The following is a 21,755-nucleotide window of genomic DNA, read 5'->3' as shown; positions in this document are numbered from 1 at the left end:
TCATGAAAAAATTAATAAAATACCTTAGCGTTGTAGTTCTATCTACTTATTTGTTCTCATGTAGTGAGGGAGATAATCCTGTAGACTTTGTTTTAGATAACACTGTAAATGGTGGTGGAGCACTTCGTACAATCAAAGTAGATAACCCAAGTATCGCCCTTGGAGATGCAAATGCTAAGTTTCAAGTAACCTTAGAAGTTCAAGACAAAAACGAAGGCAAGGATACTGAAAGAGTGGATGTTTACGTTTCATTTGTGGACAACTCTACTGGAAATGGTACAAATCCAAAAGCTGAGGGACTACTTAAATCAATTGCAGCTGCAAACTTTACAGCTGGAACAAGGGAATTACCTCAAGCTGTTATCAGTGTAACAATTGCAGAATTGAAAACTAAACTTGGCTTAACTGATTCACAGTACACTGGTGGAGATCAATTTATAATCCGTTTGGCACAAGTTCTAAAAGACGGACGCGTATTTACAAGATCTAATTCAAACGCAAACGTAGTTGGAGGTGCTTATTTTTCATCTCCATTCCAATACAGTGCCAATGTGGTTTGTCCTATAACTGAAAGTCTAGCGGGTACGCACACATATGTAACTACAAATATGAAGGCTGCCGGCGCAGCTTGCGGAACAACAGTAACTGGAACAGTTAAATTTACTGAAACAGCAACACCTGGAGTATACGCTATAAGTGATTTATCATTTGGAATGTTCGGATCTTCATGTTATGGTGACAATCCAGCATTCAGTGCTAGCTCAAAAGTTACATGGTTTTGTAATAATTTAGTTGCCGGTGGTACAGACCAATATGGTGATTCATACACTTACACCATTACAGCTGCATCAGGCAATACGATTACTTTAAATTGGAGAAGTACTTACAACGATTCAGGTACAACTACCATTTCAAGACAAGGTGGAGCCAATTGGCCAGCAATCTTTGCACGCTAAAAAAGTATCAACTTAACAACAAAACCACCCCTTTTTCGGGGTGGTTTTTTTTTATATCTTTGCCACATGGAAAAAGAACATCAAATATTTGGAATAAGAGCAATAATCGAAGCCATACAATCTGGCGCAACGGTTGACAAAGTATACATTCAAAAAGAGGCTAGTAGCGAACTCATGAAAGACTTAATGAAAGTCATGAAGCGAGGCAATATTAACTTCTCTTACGTTCCTGTCGAAAAACTCAACCGCTTAACACCAAACAATCACCAAGGTGCGGTAGCAACCATCTCTCCTATTTCATTCTTTGACTTAGAAACACTAATTGAAACTGTTATTGAAAACGGCAAAAAGCCTTTGTTTTTAATATTAGATCAAATATCTGACGCACGTAATTTTGGTGCCATCATCAGAACTGCAGAATGTACTGGTGTTAATGGAATAATTGTTCAAAAAGCAGGTTCAGCACCTGTAAATGGTGACACCGTTAAAACCTCAGCAGGAGCAGTTTTTAACATTCCAATTTGTAAAGTAGAACACATTAAAGACGCGCTTTTCTTGTTGCAAGCTAGCGGAATCAAGACAGTAGCCGCAACTGAGAAAACAGATCAAAACATCTACGATATAGCATTGAACGAGCCAGTGGCTATCATTATGGGTTCTGAGGATAGAGGTGTAAATCCATCTGTTTTGAAATTGGTTGATGAAAAAGCTAAACTACCAATGTTTGGAACCATAGGATCATTAAATGTGTCTGTAGCTTGTGGTGCATTTTTGTACGAAGCGGTGAGACAACGTCAATAAAGAACAAAATCACAATATAAAAAATGAACTATTGCCCCGGCTCTAGTTCATTTTTTTGTTTTACATGATATACAACCATAGCATTTGAAGTAAAATAAGATAAACTTATAGTTTGCTCCTCAATTACTTCTGGCTCTTCAACAGGTGGTAAGTTCACAAAATTTCCATCAGCATCAAACCGTTGCATAAACTTATCTTCGGACGGGTCGTAGTCTGGTTTTTCCCATTCGTATTTTGGTGTTTTTTTGAACTTTGGCGTAGCAAAACTAACCGCCAAGAAACAGCCTGTTAGCAATCCAGACAAATGCCCTTCCCAGGAAATAGATTGCCCTTCTGTACCGTCAGGCAAAGGAAAAACGTACCAAACCAAACCACCATACACTACAATAATAGCTAATGAAAGTGCCACTAATCGGTAATATCTAGTTTGAATTCCTTTAAAAAAAATAAAACTGAACAATACATAGATTAATCCGCTAGCGCCAATATGGTAACTCGATCGACCAATTAACCACGTCAGCAGTCCTGAACCCAAGATTCCTAGTACAATCACCTTGTTTGCTTGACTTGCATAAAAAAACTGTAGGCAAGACAACAAAACAATTAATGGAATTGTATTGTTATACAGATGCTCTAAGTCAGCGTGAATAAATGGACTAAACAACACGCCTTGCAACCCTGAAGCTGTTCGAGGTAAAATGCCGTTTTCTACAAAATCAAAATCGAATCGAATTTGTAACCAATAGACCAACCAAATCATAAAAACAAAGACGAAAGGGAACCAAACAACCTTGTTGTTATATTTAAATTCATTTTCCATATTGTGCGCAATTGTTTCAAACCAACTTCAAAAATGTATCCAAACCACCCAGCGTGCTATTTTGTCAGCAAGGCATCAAAATCAATTTATGCTTTTTTGACATCTTATCAACTTAAATCAGTTCTAACAACAAAAAGCAAAAGACTTTTAATAAAAATAGTAATTTTACATTTTAACTTAAATCGTTACATTTTTACAAAAGTGAGCGATTTGTAAGCAAACAAACCTCAATGGAAGCTCCACTTGCAGAACGCATTCGCCCTCAAAAACTGGAGGATTACATCAGTCAATTACATCTTGTAGGACCTGAAGGATCACTTACGCAGCAGATCAACCGTGGCAGTATTCCCTCTTTAATATTTTGGGGACCGCCTGGAACTGGTAAAACAACCTTGGCACAAATCATAGCGCAGGAATCAAAACGGCCTTTTTATATTTTGAGCGCCATTAATTCTGGTGTAAAAGACATAAGGGATGTAATTGAAAAAGCCAAGCAAAGTGGCGGACTTTTTACAGCTAAAAATCCGATTCTTTTTATAGATGAGATTCATCGATTTAGCAAATCACAGCAGGATTCGTTATTAGCCGCTGTAGAGAAAGGTTGGATCACACTTATTGGTGCTACAACGGAAAACCCGAGCTTTGAAGTAATTCCTGCACTTTTGTCGCGTTGTCAGGTTTATATTTTAAATGCTTTTACAAAAAAAGATTTAGAATCTTTGTTGGAACGCGCCATCAAACAAGACAAAATACTCGCAACCAAAAATATTGTTTTACAAGAAACAGAAGCTTTACTTCGACTTTCTGGTGGCGATGGTCGAAAATTATTGAACATTTTTGAGCTAGTGATTAATGCCTCAGCATCTGAAAATGTTATCATAACCAATGATCTCGTTTTTTCATTGGTACAACAAAACACTGTTTTGTATGATAAAACAGGTGAACAGCATTATGATATTGTATCAGCTTTTATCAAGTCTATTCGAGGGAGCGATCCCAATGGAGCCGTGTATTGGCTAGCACGAATGATCGAAGGTGGCGAAGATGTAAAATTTATTGCCAGACGGATGCTTATTTTATCGAGTGAAGATATTGGCAACGCTAACCCTACGGCTTTTATCATGGCCAATAACACCTTTCAGGCCGTGAGTACCATTGGTTATCCTGAAAGTAGAATTATACTTAGTCAGTGTGCAGTTTACTTGGCCACTTCGCCAAAAAGTAACGCCTCTTACCTAGCAATAGGGACGGCGCAGCAACTCGTGAAACAAACTGGAGATTTACCCGTTCCCATTCATTTACGAAATGCACCAACCAAACTGATGAAAGAACTGGGATATGGGGAAGAATACAAATACTCTCATGATTACGCCAATAATTTTGCTGAACAAGAATTTTTACCTGATGCCTTGAGCAAAACTCCAATTTATGTTCCTGGAAATAACTCGAGAGAAAACAGTATTCGTGAATTTTTAAAAAATCGCTGGAAAGACAAATACGGATATTAAAACTATAAAAAAAGCCAGAACAATTTCTGGCTTTTTAATTCTGTGACAATTACGAAATTTAAAATTTAACGTTTACTTTTTCTGATAGTAGGACATCATTTTTATAATATTCAAAATACCATTGTCCGTCTTTTAAAAGTAAGGAACCTTGCAATTCTCCTTTGATTGCGATAAATGAGTTCGGCTGAGAAGTTTTCATTAATTTCATTACCACTTTTGGAGTACTATCAATCAATTGAAAACCAGTCGCTGTTGCTTGCGCATACAACAAATCAGCTCCAGACGTCAAAGCTACTGTGGCAGTGGAAGCAGGAGCAGCAACAACAACCTCGCTCGACTTTGGAGCGCTCATTTGCTCCGCCGGTTTTGCGACAACTGTTTCTTGAGCAACTACAGATGTACCACTATATTGATATCCTAACGCTAAAATTGATTCGAAGGCTTCATTTAAAGATTCCGTGTAAGCGACTTTATAATCTTTCTCCTTACTCTTTCCCACTTCGGATTCGAAAATCACCTTTTCATTACAATCTTTTAATTGTACGACTAATTTCGTAATCAAAAAATTACTTTGATTGAGTACTGTAGCGTACAACAAATTACAACGGTCATTAAAACTACTTGGTATACTTTCTTTATTGTAAAAAGCCTGAAATCCTGCTTTTTCTAAATTAAATTTGGTTAATGTATTGAGTCTATATTGATTATCTTGTTTTAGCCAATCGTATTTAACAGGAACAATAACAGCTTTGTAATCGTTGATAGACTGTGCTTTAGACAAGCCGCAGATCATCAAAAGGGCAACTAAGAAATATTTTTTCATGATTATAAATGTTTTTTTAGGTCTAATAAGTGCGTTATGTGTTTGATATCATTTGGAACTTCTAGCTTTGCTTCATTAAAAAAAATAGCATCTAAACCAGCATTAAGTGCTCCGTACACATCGGCCTCTAAACTATCGCCAATCATAACACTGCGCTCTTTTGAGGTGTTTGCCACCTCTAATGCGTATTCAAAAATGGCAGTATTTGGTTTTTTTACACCTGCCAATTCACTATTGGTTAAGGTTTTAAAATACTTCACTAAATTAGCATTTGCCATCTTTTTTTCTTGCACTTTAGCAAAACCGTTGGTGATAATATGAAGTTGATAGCGATCGGAAAGGTAATCTAAAATTTCAAAAGCTCCTTCAAATAAGTGATTGTTATCTGGTAGAAGAGCAATATAGTCATTCGCTACGATTTCAATTTCAGCATCAGTGATAGTATAACCAATTGCATCAAAAGACTGCTTTAATCTGTTATAACGCAATTCGTCGTGCGTAATTTTGTCAAACTGATATAATTTCCAACATTCTTGATTAATAGGAACATACTGCTCAATAAAATGTGCTGTGTGTACCTCAGGAAAGCGATTATTAAATATTTTTTCAAATGTAAGTTCTGAATTTTTATCAAAATCCCACAAGGTGTGGTCTAAGTCAAAAAAAACATCTGTTATATTGTTATTTTTCATGGTGCAATTTACATTAATCCTTCGTCAGCAAAGCTAAAATAACTTCTTTCAGTTACAATTAGATGGTCTAACACTTTTATTTCGAGACTTTCGCCTGCTGTTTTTACTTTTTTGGTGATTTGTTTGTCGGCATCACTCGGCACCAAAGTTCCCGACGGATGATTGTGGCACAATATTAAAGCTGTTGCTCCCATTTCGAGTGCCATTTTGTATACCAATCGAACATCTACTAAAGTTCCCGTAATTCCTCCTTTACTGAGTTGCGATTTGTAAATTACTTTGTTGGAATTATTCATGTAAATCACCCAGAACTCTTCGTGCGGCAATTCGCCAATGATGGGTTGCATGATCTCAAAAATAATTTTACTCGAGGTTACTTTGGTGAGCTCTGTGGCTGCTTCTGCACGCCTTCTTCTACCTAATTCTAAAGCTGCAATAATGGCAATTGCTTTGGCCTCGCCTATTCCTTTGAACTGGGTTAATTGTGCTAATGATAATTTTCCGAGTGCGTTTAGATTAGAGTCGACGCTAGCCAAAATCCGTTTACTCAAAGCAACAGCTGATTCGTTACGACTACCCGACCCGATCAAAATGGCAATCAGCTCTGCATCACTTAAAACGCTTTTGCCCTTGAGCATTAATTTTTCCCGAGGTTTATCGTCTTCGGACCAATTAGTAATCGGAAAAAAAGATTGCTCCCCCATTTGAATATCCTTTAAATTGTTTTACGCATACAAACACTTAAATCTTGGCCCTCGTACGGAGGATAATTCTCTACTACATCAAAGCCAAAACTTTTATATAAAGCAATAGCTGCTGTTTGTTTAACCAAAGTTTCTAAAATTAAACTCGTGAACCCTAAAGCTGCTGCATTTTTTTCTAACTCCTGCAACATGTGCTGTGCAAGACCGAAACCTCGATGTTCAGGACTCACAAACATCCGTTTGATTTCGACCGAATTGGTATCGTACTTTTTAAAACAAGCGCAGGCTACCGCTACATCATTTCGAAATACCAACACAACATTCGGATTGAATTCAATAATATTGTTGCCCCAGTAATCCGCTTTTAGTTCAGGATAGGTTTCCCACAAGCTTTGGTCTAACAAGCTCACTAACTTTCTGAAATCAGGATTATCACTATTGGTATTTTCTAAACGATACAACGTATTCATCTTTTTTGAATTATTGAATAATTTGTTTTACCTCATCAAAATTCAATCCGCCATAATTACCCGAGCTCATCAACAGCAAAGCTGAATTGTCTAAATCAAGATTAAACAAATAGTCTTTAAAATCTTGTGGATTGGTATAAATCACTAAATCTTCGCGATTGAAAGCCTTGGCAATTTGCTCGTAGGTTACCTCTTCTAACTGTTTAATTTTTACCGCATCTGGCGAATAAAAAACTACAGCTACATCAGCGTGATTTAATGCACCTTCATATTCTTTTAAAAATTCAGCATTCAAACTACTATAGGTATGCAACTCTAAGCAAGCCACCAGTTTTCGGTTCGGATATTGTTCTTTTACCGCCTTTGTAGTTGCGGCCACTTTACTTGGCGAATGTGCAAAATCTTTGTAGGCTACCTTGCCTTTACCCTCGGCTATTTTTTCTAACCGTTTAGAAGCTCCTGTAAAACTAGCAATGGCTTCATAAAAATCAGCTTCATCTACGCCCATGTTTTGGCATATCCATTTGGCTCCCGCTAAATTATTCAAATTATGAGCACCAAAAACTGCAATAGGCATTGCGCCATCAGGGGTTTCTAGTAAAGTTACCCCATCAGCAACTGTATAATCAGGAGTGCTGTATGCCATTTTACGGATAGGGTTAGTTGCCGCTTCAGCTACTCGTTTGACCTCCGGATCATTTTCATTGTAAACTAAAATACCTCCGTTGGTTATTTTTTCGATGAAAATCTCAAATTGATTGACGTAATTTTCATACGTAGGAAACACATTGATGTGATCCCAAGCAATACCTGAAATCAGAGCAATGTTCGGCTGGTATAAATGAAATTTTGGACGGCGATCAATAGGTGACGATAAGTATTCATCGCCTTCTAGTACGATGAAATCATTTTCTTCTGTGAGATGTACCATCGTATCAAAACCTTCTAATTGTGCACCAACCATATAATCGACTGCAATATCGTGGTAATGCATTACATGTAAAATCATTGATGTGATGGTTGTTTTTCCGTGAGAACCTCCAATTACGACACGCGTTTTATTTTTAGACTGCTCGTATAAAAACTCTGGGTAAGAGTAAATTTTCAAGCCAAGCTCTTGTGCTGCCAGCAACTCAGGATTGTCTGCCTTAGCGTGCATTCCTAAAATTACTGCATCAATATCTTGTGTGATTTTTTCAGGGAACCAACCTAATTCAACAGGCAAAATTCCTTTTTTTTCTAAACGTGATTTTGAAGGTTCAAAAATAGCATCGTCGCTACCAGTTACTTGATATCCTTTGTTGTGTAAGGCTAAAGCAAGATTGTGCATGGCACTACCTCCGATAGCTATAAAATGTGTACGCATTCTGATATTGAGTTTATAATTATTGGCTTAAACAAGCATTTTTTAATCTTGTTGTTTGCTCGAATAGGTTTCTAAAATATTTTTTGCCTTTTCTGGTTCGCGCATTTTGTTTTTGTACAAACTAGCTAATTTTTGGTAACTGGTTTTTGAACCGCCAACTTGAATGGCTTTTTTATATTGTACTTCAGCATTTTTATAGCGCTTAAAATATTCTTCAATGTGCCCGCGCGATAAATACCCATCTACAGGTGACAAGCGCAACAATTCATTTGAATATTTAATGGCTTTTGACTCGCTCCCTCCTACTATTCCGGGCAATTGGATGTACAGTTCTATCAAGGCCCATCTAGAATCGATGTGTTTCGGGTTGAGTGCTATTGCTTTTTCAAACGAAGCTTTTACCTCATCAATCATTCCTAACGCCCTAAATTTATTGGCATCTTTGGCTTTCATACCTAAGGCGCCACCGTATTTATAAAAGTAATTCGCTTCTGAAGGCTTGCTTAACTTTAATTTTTTGTAATAGGATATCGCTTTATCCCAATCTTTATTTTGACCTGCAATATCTCCTAAATACTCGATTGCTTTTAAATCGTTTGGATTGTTTTTTAAACAAGATAAAAACCCCTCTTCGGCTTGGCTGTATTTGCCTTCTTTAAAGAGTTTTTCTGCTTTATCAAAATTAGACTGAGACCATATCATCGCTGGTAGCAATAAAAGTAAATAAAGAAATTGTTTCATAATTCAAAAATAGGTAATTAAAATAAATAAGAGCAACAATTTAAAAAGCAATCCCTTTTTAAACTGAATACGCTGCGAAATCCTCTTCTTTGAAAAAAGGAATTAGAAGTGTTGGTTGCAAAGTCCTTGCCAAATATCTGCAATCTCAGTATTGAAAAGTCTGACGCCCTAAAAAATTAATGGTGGTTTTATGATTTTGAGAACTTTTTATTACATTAGCTCAAAACATCAGTTTATGAAATCGTTACAAACTTGGTTCGAAGAATACAGTGTAAGTCATCAAAATGTGACCAATAAACAAATCCATTACATTTGTGTCCCTGTAATTTTCTTTTCGGTGGTAGGTTTATTCATGACTTTCCCTAACAGAATACTTGCTCCACTAGCAGCTATACATCCTATAACTGCTAATTGGGCTTTTGTAGTTCTTGTATTTGTATTGCTTTTTTACTTTAGATTATCTATTAATATGGGTTTAAAAATGCTACTTTTTGCAGCTATTTGCCTAGTTGGGAATTATATAGTTGGTCAATTTATTTCTTTATTGTTGTTCTCTGTAATTGTATTTTCAGTTGGTTGGATTGGTCAGTTTTACGGACATAAAATTGAAGGCAAAAAACCCTCATTCATAAAAGATTTACAATTTTTGTTGATTGGACCAGCTTGGGTTATTCATTCGGTATTTGCTAGAAAGTAGAACAATTCTATACTTTTGTTACTTTTCTACAATAACAAAACTTCACAAGAGCGATTTTCTTAATTCAGGGAAGGAGATCGCTTTTTTATTTAGGAGCTTACATCAAAAAAAGAAGAAAATACACTACTTTTATACTATTCTTTTTTAGAAAAACTTTTTAATTAAAAACAAAACTTCATTTATGAGAGGTATTCTTTTATTCCTGTTTTTTACCTGCACAGTAATGCAATCGCAACAATTTGACAAAAAATGGCAAGAAGTTCTTGCAAACGAAAATCAGGGTAAAATAAAATCAGCCTCTGTACTCGTTGATAGAATTTACAAGAAAGCAGTCCAAAATAAGAACGAAGAGCAAATTATCAAATGCTTTTTTTACAAATCAAAATACCTGCAGGTTCTTGAAGAAGATGCAAAAAGTCAAATCATTCATAATCTTAAAACTGAAATTAAGACCGCAAGCATACCTACAAAAGCAATTTTGAATTTAGTTTATGCAAAGTGTTTGAGCGATTATAACGAAGAATATGAAAACTTTGGGGTAGCTGTTGTGGATTCATCCTCACTCGAAAATGAAAATAACGAAAATATAATAGATAGTGCAACAGTTAGTAATTACAAAACTTCAGAGGACATTGTCAAAATATTCGAAAAAACATTAGAAAACGAGTCCGTTTTAAAAGTAATTCCTCTAACCAATTATGAAGAGGTTTTTAATTTTTTAACTTTAGAGAAATTAAAAAAAGAAAATCTGTTTGAGTACTTGCTAAAAGAGAACATTACTTTTTTCCAAACAAAAATAAATGAATGGCAGTTTGATGCGAAACAATTTGAAGCTTATAAAAATAATTTATTAGGAAACTCTGATGCCTTTTTAAAATTAAACATTGATTTCATCGGAGATGAAAGTTTAAAAAAAGTGCTTTCCTTGTTTCAAAAGTTAGAAGCTGATGCACCAACTATTGAAAACAAACTAGAACGTATACTATTTTGTTCTAACTATCTTATAAAATCTGATGAAAACTTACTAACTGCATTAGTTAACCTTGAAACACTACCAAGTGAGGATATTATTTTACAAAAAATTCAACTAGAAAAAGCCAAAACTTATGCAAATCTGGCTTCAAAAGAGGTACATCCTGATTATAATAACAAAGCGTTAGCCGAATTAGAAAGCGTTTTAAAAACTAATGATAACTCAAATACCTTCAAACTGGCTCAACAAGCCAAAGAAGAACTACTGTCAAAAACCATTCAAGTTGAACTCCAACAAAACATTTACAATAAAGAAAATACAAGAGCATTCATTCGATATAGAAACACCAATAATTTAAAGGTTTCTTTTTTTAAAATAAGTAATAACAAAAAGGAAGAATTTTACCAAAAATACCAAAAAAGTGATAGTTTGGCTAACTACATTGTAGCTAATAAAAAACCTTTTGTAACAAAAAGCTACGAACTAATTGACAAAAAAGATTATTTTGAGTACACCACCGAGGTACTTTTACCACAATTAGAAACAGGTAATTATCTGGTCTATTTCGAAAGTGATAGTAACTCTAAAGAGAAAAAAGGATTTGGGTTTGAAACCATAACAGTTTCAAATATTTCAGTCTTAGCAAACACAAAAGACAACACTGAATATCACACAGTTATAGATAGAAAAACAGGAACACCATTAGAAAATGTCACTATCAAATTGTTAAACAAAACCCTCAAAACAGATAAAAATGGACTCGCTTTTCACCCAAAAGAAAAAGACAATTATGCAAATAGCTATATACAATTCTCAACCAAAAATGATACCCTACTTATCCAAAAGGAATATTTAAATAACAGTTATGATTATAAAAAAATAGAAGATAAAAAAATTGTTAGAAAAGTTGAATTTTACCTGGACCGGGCTATTTACAGGCCAGGCCAGACGGTTTATTTCAAGGGAATTGCTATTCAAAAAAAGAATAACAAATCGAATGTTGTTCCCAATTCTTCTTTTCTAATAAGCATTCAAGATCCGAATTACAACAACTTTAAAGATATTGAGGTTTCCACAAATGAGTTTGGTTCTTTTTCTGGTGAATTTATTTTACCAAAAACAGGCTTGACGGGAAGTTTTAGAATACAGGCAAAACACCCTGCAGCTTACACCAAAAATATGTCATCTGACATTACAGGAGACGAACAACCTATGCTAGAAAATGTTACTTTAGAAAACTCATCTACTTATTTTAGAGTAGAAGAATACAAACGTCCAAAGTTTCAAGTTACTTTCGAACCTAAAAAAGAAAGCTTCCAGGTTAATCAACTGGTTACAGTAAAAGGAACTGCCAAAGCATTTGCAGGGAGCACTATTTCGGATGCCAAAGTAACCTACACCATAACTCGTTTTACGAATTCTTACAGAAATTATTATAGTAACGAGCCCGATGAAACTTTAATTAGTAGCGAAACTAAAACTGATGCTTCAGGCAAATTTGTGATTGATTTCATTGCAAAGCCGTCTTACAATGCGAGTAAGGAACAGCAACCTATTTTCAATTATAGAATAAACGCAAGCGTTACTGATATTAATGGAGAAACACATACTGCCGTTACCACGATTAAAGTTGGTTACCATGATTTGGTATTGAATGCATTTATAGCAAACAGGATTGAAACGAAAAACAAAAATGAAATCAACGTAAATAGCACCAATTTAAATGGAGAATTTAAAGCTACAAAAGGAGTAATTAAATTGTATTACGTAAGTCCGTTTGAAAATAAATTCAAATCTAGAGTTTTCACTAAACCCGAAATTGCTACTATTTCGGATACCGATTTTGAAAAATTATTTCCTTACGAAGTTAATCAATCTGAAACATCCAAAAAACCAACTGAAATCTTACTATTTTCTAAAAAAATAGATACTGAAAAAGACAAAAACATCGCACTCGATTTCATTACTGATTATCAATCTGGAAATTATAAGATTGTATTTTCGGCAAAAGATAGTTTTGAAAACCCTATCGAAACTGTTTCTAATTTTTCAATCATACAAAGCAAAGACAAGTACAACCCAAATAAATTATTTACTATTGAGCAGATAAACAAAGACCCAAAGAAAGATGGTTTTGTAACCGTTGAGATCCGCTCCATATTAAACTCATTACATATTCTTACAAGTGCCAATTATAAAAACGGTACTTTTTATGAACAAAATATTGTTTTAGAAAACAAACGAGCTACAGTCACTATTCCCCTTCAAAAGGATTTCGAAAAGTCTCTAAAAATTGGTTTCCAAAGTGTGTTTGAGAACCAAGCATTTACGGAACAACTAGAAGTTGCATTAAAATCTGAGGAACATAAAATAGAATTTTCAGTAGAAAGTTTTAGAAATAAAATTCAGCCTGGAACTACTGAAAATTGGTCTTTTCACATCAAATCATCAAACACTCTTCAAGAAGCTGAAATTTTGGCTTCCATGTATGACAGCTCTTTAGATCAGTTTAGCAAAACTTCGTGGGAGGCATTAAATTTTAATGACTTTAGTAGAAATAATATCTACTTCAAAACAGGTTTAGGATTTGAAAACACGTATATCTATTTTCAGAATTTAAATTTAGATTCAAATCCCCTGAATCTTCTTAATGAAGTCATTCGCCTAAAATGGTTTGGCTTTAATTTTAATGAATCCACTTATGGAAATGGACCGTCTTACTATGAAATAAAAGATAAAAAACTTGGAAGTGAAATAATTAAAGGAGACCCTGATGCAGTACTAACTGTAGAACCAAGGGTAACGGGCACCGCAGCAGCACTTCAAGAAGTGGTATATGCACCTTCACCAAAAGTAGACCAACTTCAGTTTGTCAAGCCGACAATAGCAAAATCCGATAAAATCATCATTCGCGGAGCGGCCAGTTCATCGGCACCGTTAAATGCGCTATGTATCGTTGATGGTGTACCTATGAGCATGGAACAAATTAAGGCGATCCCATCGGCTGATATCCTTAATATTGAAGTCCTTAACGGCACTAAAGCCACCGCATTATACGGAGAAAAAGGTAAAAACGGAGTCATCATCATCACTACTAAAAAAGCGCTTGAAGCAATAACTCAAGTAAAAGCAAGAACTAACTTGTCTGAAACTGCGTTTTTTTATCCGCATTTGCAAAGTGATGCCAAGGGCAAAGTACAATTTTCATTTACCTCTCCTGAAGCACTAACGGCTTGGAAGCTGCGTTTGATGGCGCACAATAAAGAAGCGGTTTCTGGCTTTTTAGAAAAAACAGTTGTTACTCAAAAAGAGTTGATGGTAACCCCTAACCTACCTCGTTTTTTTAGAGAAAAAGACAGTATCACCATCACTGCCAAAATTGCCAACATCACCAAAGATCCAAAAGTTGGAATTGCAATTTTTCAATTGTATGATGCCACAAATATGCAGCCAATTGATTTAAAAATGGCTAATAACAAACCGACCAAAAACTTTACAATTGCTCCCTTTGGCAATACCACGGTAAGCTGGAAAATTTATATTCCAGAAGGTTTGCAAGGCGTACAGTATAAAATTTTGGCCAAAGCAGGAGATTTTTCAGATGGCGAGGAAAATATTATACCCGTTTTAACGAACAACATGCTTGTCACAGAGAGCATTCCGGTTTGGGTAAAAGACAATTCTAAGAAAGAGTACACCTTTACGAACTTAAAAAACAACAGCTCATCCACTTTAAAAAATCATCAATTCACCTTTGAATATACTTCAAATCCTACTTGGCTCGCCATACAATCATTGCCTTATTTAATGGAGTACGAACACGAATGTACTGAACAAACCTTCGCTCGTTTTTATGCTAATGCACTAGCAACGAACATTATCAACAGCAACCCAAAAATTGAGCAAGTTTTTGATAATTGGCGTCAAAAGGGAACTAAAAACAGTCCATTAGAATCTAATGAAACTCTCAAATCCATTATTTTGGCCGAAACGCCTTGGCTCCGTGATGTTTCTTCCGAAGAAGAAAAAAAACAAAGACTAGCCACTCTTTTTGATTTAGAGAAAATGAAAGCATCGCAAGAAGCAACGTTTGACAAATTAAAACAAAAACAAAAATCATCTGGTGGATTTGCTTGGTTTGATGGCAGCGATGCCAACGAATACATTACCAGACATATCGTAGCTGGTTTAGGTCACTTACAAAAATTAAGTTCTGACGAAAAAACTACTGCAAGTATCAGCACAATTACAAAGACAGCTGTACCGTACTTGGACCAACAGTTTTTACTTAGTCATAATAATAGCACTGCTAATAATTCCACTTTGATTTGGCGCAACCCGTACACCGAATTGCATTATTTGTACAGCCGAAGTTTTTTCCTCAAAACAAATCCAACTTCGGATACGCTGACTAAAACCATCAACAAATATCTTGATGCTGTTAAAAAAGATTGGCTAACTTATTCTTTGTATCAAAAAGGTTTGGCTGCACTTACATTGAATCGTTTTGGCGAACAAGAAAGTGCCAAAAAAATAATCGAAAGCTTAAAGGAAACAGCCTCGAACAATGAAGATTGGGGTATGTATTGGATTGCAAACAAATCAGGTTGGTATTGGTATCAGGCTCCTATTGAAACACAAGCTTTGCTTATTGAAGCTTTCACAGAAGTGACAAACGATAAAAAATCCGTTGATGACATGAAAGTTTGGTTGCTTAAAAATAAACAAACAAAAAATTGGCCAACCACAAAATCAACTACTGAAGCCATCTATGCATTACTTATGCAAGGCACAGATTGGCTGAGTGTCAAAGACAATACAGTCATTAAAATTGGAGACGAAAAAATACTGACCAAAAAACGCACCGAAACGGATAAAGAATCTGAAACAGGATACCTTAAACTCACTTGGAAAGCAGCTGAAATCAAAAAAGAAATGGCTACTGTTAGCATTCAAAACAAATCAAATGTTCCTGGTTATGGCGGAATTTATTGGCAATATTTTGAAGATTTAGATCAAATTAAAACCAGCGATAATCAAAACCTGACTATCTTAAAAGAATTATATCTCAATAAGGATACGGCAAATGGCAAACAATTAAACAAAATCACTGCTGCAAATCCGCTACAAATTGGTGATTTGGTCACCGTTCGAATAGTAATAAACGCCAAAGAGCCTATGGAATTTGTACATTTAAAAGACATGCGAGCGTCTTGTTTTGAGCCTACCGATGTGCTTTCAACTTACCAATACAAAGGTGGATTAGGATTTTATCAAAGTACAAAAGATGCGGCGACTCATTTCTTTTTTGATAAGATTGAGAAAGGAACTTACGTTTTGGAATACACAGTTCGCGTAAACAATAAAGGCGATTTTTCGAACGGAATTTCGACTATTCAAAGCATGTACGCCCCAGAATATTCTAGCCATACCAAAGGAATTAGAGTTACCGTTAAAGAATAATCAAAATTAATTTCCTTTTCAAAAATCCGTTTTCTCATGCAGGAAACGGATTTTTTTCATCCCATTTAAAGGAGCAACTCCATTAAAAAACTTCTAACAAACTCAAAAACAGTTACAATTCTAAATCATAACGCTAAACCAACATTGACATAACATTGTAAGAGTAAATTCGTAAAAACTTTTTATGAAAAGAAAGCGAAAAATACCTTTAGTTGTTATCAGTGATGTTCACCTTGGTACGTACGGCTGTCACGCCAAAGAACTACTCCATTATTTAAAATCGATCAAGCCTAAAATTTTAGTTTTGAATGGCGACATCATTGACATGTGGAGCTTTAGCAAAAGTTACTTTCCGGCTGCTCACATGGAAGTACTGCGTTACATCATTAAAATGTCAAATATGGGAACGCGTGTAATTTACATTACCGGAAACCATGACGAAGCACTCCGAAAATATTCTGATTTTATACTTGGGAATTTAGAATTGGTTGACAAACTGGTATTAGACCTTGACGGACAAAAAGCGTGGATTTTTCACGGCGATGTGTTTGATTCTTCAACGCAAGGCTATGCCAAAATAGTAGCAAAACTCGGCGGCAAAGGCTACGACTTGCTGATTCTAATTAACAGTTTTATCAATTGGATTTTGGTATCGATGGGTAAAGAGAAACGAAGCTTCTCAAAAATGATAAAAAATAGTGTCAAAAAAGCAGTTGCTTTTGTATCCAATTTTGAGACAACGGCGGCAGAAATCGCTATTGAAAAAAAATACAGTTATGTAGTATGTGGCCACATCCACATGCCACAAAAAAAGATTGTCAAAAATGAGAACGGACAAGTATTGTATTTGAATAGTGGCGATTGGGTTGAAAATTTGACCGCATTAGAATATCGAAAAGAAAAATGGCGCATTTACCATTATCGCAAAACAGATTTTATGACCGATGATTTACAAGAAAATCAAGTTACAACTGATATTGTCTCTAAAATTTTAGCATAACAAGTCATAACATTTCCAGAAAAGATTAAATAAATTCCTTATTTATGAAAATATTTTATGCCATACAGGCCACAGGAAACGGCCACATTAGCAGAGCAACACAACTGTATCCGTACTTAAAAAAGTTTGGCGAAGTAGATTTTTTTTTAAGCGGAAACAATGTAAGCCTCGATATTAATTTGCCTGTAGCGTTTAGAAGTAAAGGATGTAGTTTGCATTATAGCACTTGCGGAGGACTACATTATTGGAACATTGCTAAAAATTTTCGACCGTTACAAATTTATAAAGACGCTCGTAGTTTACCTTTAAAAAATTACGATGTAGTCATCAACGATTTTGATTCTGTTACTGCTTTGGCTTGTAAAATTCAAAAAGTTCATTCGGTACAATTTGGACACCAAGCTAGTTTTATCTCTGAGAAAACCCCACGACCTGAAAAGAAAAGTGTCATGGGAGAACTGATCTTAAAGCATTATGCACCATCGCCTAAACATATTGGTTTGCATTTTGAAAAGTACGATTCGTTCATACATCCGCCGATCATCAAAGATGAAATTGTAAATGCGGAACCCAAAGACCAGGAACATATTACGGTTTACCTTCCTTCGTTTGACAAAGAATGTTTAGAAAAAGCCTTTATTAAAATGCCTACAGTACATTTTCATTGGTTTCTAGGAGATATTAAGGAATCATATACACTCGGAAATATTACCTATTTCCCAGTCAATCAACAACTATTCAACCACAGTCTTATTCATTGCCACGGAATCATTACTGGTGGTGGTTTTGAAACTCCCGCTGAAGCTTTGCATTTGGGTAAAAAGATACTCAGCATACCCATTCGCAACCATTACGAGCAAGAGTGCAATGCTGCGGCTTTGCAACAATTGGGAGTTCCTGTGCGCTACGACCTAGGGAAAGATTTTGAAATCACAATCGGAAATTGGCTGAATGCAACGACCATTTATCCTTCGATGCCGGCCAATTCTATTCCTGACACATTGCAATATTTATTTGACACTTACCACGACTAACAATAATCCTAGAACAAAACGAAGTTAAACCAAAAAAGGATTTCAATACATGAAATCCTTTTTGAATAGAAATAAAAAATAGCTTAATCATTAAGCATTTTCCACAATTTATCTTTTAGTTCCGTAAGTCCTTGCTGTGCCACAGACGAAATAAACATATACGGAATATCTTTAAACGAAGCATCCAACTCTGTTTTTAATTCTGCTTTAAGTTCATCATCAAGCATATCGCATTTAGAAATTACTAACAAACGCTCTTTGTCTAACATTTCCGGATTGTATTTGGTCAATTCGTTTACCAAAATATCGTATTCTCCTTTAATATCTGGGGTATCTACAGGTACCAAAAACAATAAAGTCGAGTTGCGTTCAATGTGACGTAAAAAATAATGCCCAAGACCTTTACCTTCGGCAGCACCTTCAATAATTCCGGGAATATCAGCAATTACAAATGATTGAAAATCTCTGTAAGCCACAATACCTAAATTGGGTTTCAAAGTGGTAAAAGGATAATCAGCAATTTTTGGCTTAGCCGAAGTCAAAACTGATAATAAAGTCGATTTACCCGCATTAGGAAAACCTACTAAACCAACATCAGCTAAAACTTTCAATTCTAAAATAACATCCATCTCTACGCCTGGTAAACCTGGCTGTGCATATCTTGGCGTTTGATTGGTTGAACTTCTAAAATGCCAGTTTCCTAAACCACCTTTTCCACCGCGAGACAATATTCGTTTTTCACCATCTTCGGTTATTTCAAATAAAATCTCACCTGTTTCTTTGTCTTTTACTACCGTCCCCAAAGGCACTTCGAGGTATTTATCTTCTCCATCAGCACCCGTACTTCTGTCGCCACTACCATCTCCGCCATTTCCCGCTTTAATATGTCGGGCAAATTTTAGGTGAAATAAAGTCCACAATCCTTTGTTTCCTACTATATACACATGTCCTCCACGACCTCCATCACCTCCATCAGGACCACCGTATTGAATAAATTTCTCACGGTGCAAGTGCGTAGATCCTTTACCACCTTTACCTGATGAAACATATATTTTTACGTAGTCTACAAAATTTCCTTCTGTCATTTTCTTTTTTTTTACCGTTAAATATTCCTTCAGTATTTTGCTTTTTACAAGCAATTTACCTTGCTATTTAACTCAATTTATTCTTAAACATTAATGGATTTAACCATCACTTTATCAATCTTAACACCATCCATATCGATGACTTCTAACTCAAATTTTTGCCAAATTAATTTCTCTCCTTGTTTCGGAATATGAGATAACTCAGTCATAATCAAACCACTTACGGTAGTTACTTCGTAATCGTTAATTAGTTCATCCAATTCAAAATAAGTTAAAAAATCGTGAAGCGAATAATGGCCGTCAACTAACCAACTGCCGTCTTCTCTTTCAATCAATTGAAAATCATCCTTATAAAAATCGGCTGCATCACCAACTAGCGCTTCCAAGATATCATTCAAAGTAATTATTCCTTGAAAAACACCATATTCATCAGAAACAAAAGCGTAGTGAATTCCTGATTTTTTGAAATTTTCTAGCGCTACGTAGGCTGTAGTTTGTTCCATCATAAATGGCGCTTCGGTCATGATATTTGCTAAATTAAAATTATCATTTTCGAAATTCGAAAAGATGTTTTTCAAGTTCACAACCCCAACAATATCATCGTAATTGTCATTAAAAACAGGGTAGATAGAGTGTAATTCTTTCAACATGAATTCTCTAACCTTTTCTTTATCGGCATGAAGTGGAAGAAAAACAACCGACTTGCGATGCGTCATTAACGAATTGATTTTGCGATCACCAATATGAAAAACACGCTCCACAATATCTTGTTCAATTTCTTGAACTTCACCACCTTCAGTTCCTTCTTTAATGATAGCTTTGATTTCTTCTTCAGTTACTTTCCCATCTGCTGTTGGTTTTATTTGCAACACATTCAATAAAAAATCAGTCGAAGTGGTAAGCAACCAAATAAAGGGTGCGGTTACGATCGATACAATTTTCATTGGTAAGGCTACTGCTTTTGCGATAGATTCGGGATGATTAAGTCCGATTCGTTTTGGTAATAACTCTCCTAAAACCAAAGAGAAGAAGGTTAAAATCACTACAACAACACCCACAGCAATAGGTTGAGCATACGGCTTGAGCAAATCAAATCCACTCACAAATAGCTCAACATCTTGTGTAATTTTATCACCACTATAGATACCCGTAAGAATTCCGATAAGGGTAATTCCAATTTGCACTGCCGATAAAAATTTATTGGGAGAGTTGGCTAAATCAAGTGCGATTTTAGCGCTTTTATTCCCTTTTTTTGCAGCGGTTTCAAGGCGGTTTTTTCGAGCCGAAATCAAAGCGATCTCCGACATAGAGAAAACACCGTTAAGAAGGATTAGCAAAAATATTATGAGTATTTCCAAAGTAGATATAAATTCGTTGATATAGTGTGTTGTGCCAAAGCAATCAAATTACAATTGGTCAATTACGGCACTTACGCGCTCCGTAATTTCGGCAATAGAACCTATTCCATTTACCGCATAAAACTTGTTTTGTGCCTCGTAGTAGTCCATTAAAGGAGCTGTTTTTTCGTTGTATTCTTGGTAACGATTTCTGATTTTTTCCTCGTCTTGATCGTCTACACGTCCGCTTGTTTTTCCGCGTTCTAGAAGGCGTTGCACCAAAACTTCATCATCAGCCTCAAGTGCAATTGTAGCCGCTACTTTTGAACCAATTGATTCTAAAAAAGCGTCTAAAGCTTCTGCTTGAGCAATTGTTCTTGGATAACCGTCAAACAAAACGCCATTCGTATCTGGGTGCTTGTTTACCTCATCAATTAACATTTTGGTTGTCAATTCGTCTGGTACTAAATCACCAGCATCCATGAATACGCGGGCTTGTTTGCCTAATTCGGTATCATTTTTTAGGTTAAAACGAAACACATCGCCAGTAGAGATATGAGTTAATTTATATTTTTCTTTCAAAAACTCAGCTTGAGTTCCTTTACCTGCACCCGGTTTTCCAAATAAAACTATGTTCGTCATGTTCTTGTTTCGTTATTCTTTTAATTTATAAACTTCAGGTAAATTCCTACCTAATCCATCATAATCTAAACCGTACCCTACAATAAATTTGTTTGGGATACGAATACCTACGTAATCAATTTTGATATCTTTTTTGTAGGCTTCAGGTTTAAAAAAAAGTGTTGCAATTTTAAAATGCTTAACATTTTGTTTTTTAAACAATTCTTTCAATTCTACTAGAGTGTTACCAGTATCAACAATGTCTTCAATAACAATAACACTGCGGCCTGTCAAATCTTGATTGACTCCAATTAATTGTTTCACCTCGTTGGTAGAAGTTGTTCCTTCGTAAGATGCCATTTTAATAAACGACACTTCGCATGGTTTTTTATACTGCTTCATAAAATCAGCAACTACCATGAAAGCACCATTTAATACTCCAACAAAAACGGGTGTTTCATCAGCAAAATCTGCCTCTACTTGCGACACCATTTTAGCAATAGCAAACTCTATTTCTGTAGCCGAAATAAACGGAACAAATTGTTTATCGTGAAGTTGTATCATTATTTTTAGGTTTAAAATAATGGGCAAAGATAGCAATTTCTTACTTGACTCAAGCCATTAAAAAAAGAAGAATTATGGTCTCTAAAAAAATACGTATTTC

18 protein-coding genes are annotated in these 21,755 nt (G+C 35.4%); 7 read left to right on the top strand and 11 right to left on the bottom strand.

Annotation, left to right across the window (positions count from 1 at the left end; all coding sequences use genetic code 11):
- Positions 1–2 precede the first annotated feature (2 nt).
- Together ACXX8U_RS01700 and rlmB are read left to right on the top strand one after the other, a co-directional pair.
- Positions 3–956 (top strand): hypothetical protein, encoded by a 954-nt coding sequence (locus ACXX8U_RS01700; protein WP_458564342.1) that lies wholly within the window; start codon positions 3–5, stop codon positions 954–956.
- Between the two features lie 66 nt (positions 957–1,022).
- The gene (gene rlmB, locus ACXX8U_RS01695) at positions 1,023–1,757 is read left to right on the top strand and encodes a 23S rRNA (guanosine(2251)-2'-O)-methyltransferase RlmB (RefSeq protein ID WP_166138122.1); all 735 of its coding nucleotides are present in this window, start codon (positions 1,023–1,025) and stop codon (positions 1,755–1,757) included.
- Positions 1,758–1,785: 28 nt separating this feature from the next.
- Here rlmB and ACXX8U_RS01690 read toward each other — a convergent pair whose 3' ends face one another.
- Positions 1,786–2,577 (bottom strand): rhomboid family intramembrane serine protease, encoded by a 792-nt coding sequence (locus ACXX8U_RS01690; RefSeq protein WP_458564341.1) that lies wholly within the window; start codon positions 2,575–2,577, stop codon positions 1,786–1,788.
- A gap of 230 nt (positions 2,578–2,807) precedes the next feature.
- Between ACXX8U_RS01690 and ACXX8U_RS01685 the strand changes: the two genes are divergently transcribed.
- Entirely contained in the window at positions 2,808–4,085 is a 1,278-nt protein-coding gene (locus tag ACXX8U_RS01685) for a replication-associated recombination protein A (protein ID WP_458564340.1), read from the top strand.
- Between the two features lie 58 nt (positions 4,086–4,143).
- Here ACXX8U_RS01685 and ACXX8U_RS01680 read toward each other — a convergent pair whose 3' ends face one another.
- Genes ACXX8U_RS01680 through ACXX8U_RS01655 form a run of 6 tightly spaced genes read right to left on the bottom strand, consistent with a single transcriptional unit; the run spans position 4,144 to position 8,881 of the window.
- Positions 4,144–4,908: a hypothetical protein gene (locus tag ACXX8U_RS01680; protein ID WP_458564339.1), complete on the bottom strand. Its 765-nt coding sequence runs from the start codon at positions 4,906–4,908 to the stop codon at positions 4,144–4,146.
- A gap of 2 nt (positions 4,909–4,910) precedes the next feature.
- On the bottom strand, positions 4,911–5,600 hold the full coding sequence (locus tag ACXX8U_RS01675; protein WP_458564338.1) for a YjjG family noncanonical pyrimidine nucleotidase: 690 nt from the start codon (positions 5,598–5,600) through the stop codon (positions 4,911–4,913).
- A gap of 8 nt (positions 5,601–5,608) precedes the next feature.
- Positions 5,609–6,304: a RadC family protein gene (gene radC / locus ACXX8U_RS01670; protein ID WP_458564337.1), complete on the bottom strand. Its 696-nt coding sequence runs from the start codon at positions 6,302–6,304 to the stop codon at positions 5,609–5,611.
- 11 nt (positions 6,305–6,315) lie between these two features.
- Positions 6,316–6,774, bottom strand: a complete 459-nt coding sequence (locus tag ACXX8U_RS01665; RefSeq protein ID WP_458564336.1) for a GNAT family N-acetyltransferase — start codon at positions 6,772–6,774, stop codon at positions 6,316–6,318.
- A gap of 10 nt (positions 6,775–6,784) precedes the next feature.
- Positions 6,785–8,140, bottom strand: coding sequence for a UDP-N-acetylmuramate--L-alanine ligase (locus tag ACXX8U_RS01660; RefSeq protein ID WP_458564335.1), 1,356 nt, complete (start codon positions 8,138–8,140; stop codon positions 6,785–6,787).
- Between the two features lie 42 nt (positions 8,141–8,182).
- Positions 8,183–8,881 (bottom strand): tetratricopeptide repeat protein, encoded by a 699-nt coding sequence (locus ACXX8U_RS01655; protein ID WP_458564334.1) that lies wholly within the window; start codon positions 8,879–8,881, stop codon positions 8,183–8,185.
- 235 nt (positions 8,882–9,116) lie between these two features.
- Between ACXX8U_RS01655 and ACXX8U_RS01650 the strand changes: the two genes are divergently transcribed.
- The 4 genes from ACXX8U_RS01650 to ACXX8U_RS01635 all read left to right on the top strand — a co-directional run bounded on the left by ACXX8U_RS01650 (position 9,117) and on the right by ACXX8U_RS01635 (position 18,048).
- Positions 9,117–9,578, top strand: a complete 462-nt coding sequence (locus ACXX8U_RS01650; protein ID WP_458564333.1) for an Mpo1 family 2-hydroxy fatty acid dioxygenase — start codon at positions 9,117–9,119, stop codon at positions 9,576–9,578.
- Positions 9,579–9,759: 181 nt separating this feature from the next.
- Entirely contained in the window at positions 9,760–16,014 is a 6,255-nt protein-coding gene (locus tag ACXX8U_RS01645; protein ID WP_458564332.1) for an alpha-2-macroglobulin family protein, read from the top strand.
- A 184-nt stretch (positions 16,015–16,198) separates the two neighbouring features.
- Entirely contained in the window at positions 16,199–17,014 is an 816-nt protein-coding gene (locus ACXX8U_RS01640) for a UDP-2,3-diacylglucosamine diphosphatase (protein ID WP_458564331.1), read from the top strand.
- A gap of 44 nt (positions 17,015–17,058) precedes the next feature.
- Entirely contained in the window at positions 17,059–18,048 is a 990-nt protein-coding gene (locus ACXX8U_RS01635) for a glycosyltransferase family protein (RefSeq protein WP_458564330.1), read from the top strand.
- 83 nt (positions 18,049–18,131) lie between these two features.
- On the opposite strand, the gene obgE is transcribed toward ACXX8U_RS01635, so the two are convergent.
- The 4 genes from obgE to hpt form a co-directional block, all read right to left on the bottom strand.
- A complete protein-coding gene (obgE, locus tag ACXX8U_RS01630) occupies positions 18,132–19,133 on the bottom strand; it encodes a GTPase ObgE (protein ID WP_458564329.1) in 1,002 nt (333 codons plus the stop codon).
- Between the two features lie 83 nt (positions 19,134–19,216).
- Complete coding sequence (locus tag ACXX8U_RS01625) at positions 19,217–20,440, bottom strand: hemolysin family protein (protein ID WP_458564328.1); 1,224 nt, start codon at positions 20,438–20,440, stop codon at positions 19,217–19,219.
- Positions 20,441–20,539: 99 nt separating this feature from the next.
- Positions 20,540–21,112 carry an adenylate kinase gene (locus ACXX8U_RS01620; RefSeq protein ID WP_458564327.1) on the bottom strand — a complete coding sequence of 191 codons (573 nt, stop codon included), beginning with the start codon at positions 21,110–21,112 and terminating at the stop codon, positions 20,540–20,542.
- A 12-nt stretch (positions 21,113–21,124) separates the two neighbouring features.
- Positions 21,125–21,655 carry a hypoxanthine phosphoribosyltransferase gene (hpt, locus tag ACXX8U_RS01615; protein WP_166138070.1) on the bottom strand — a complete coding sequence of 177 codons (531 nt, stop codon included), beginning with the start codon at positions 21,653–21,655 and terminating at the stop codon, positions 21,125–21,127.
- Positions 21,656–21,755: the final 100 nt, after the last annotated feature.

This window comes from Flavobacterium sp. GNP001 (assembly GCF_054343775.1).
Note: the sequence above shows the minus strand (reverse complement) of the source record. Positions and strands in the feature narration are given on the sequence as shown.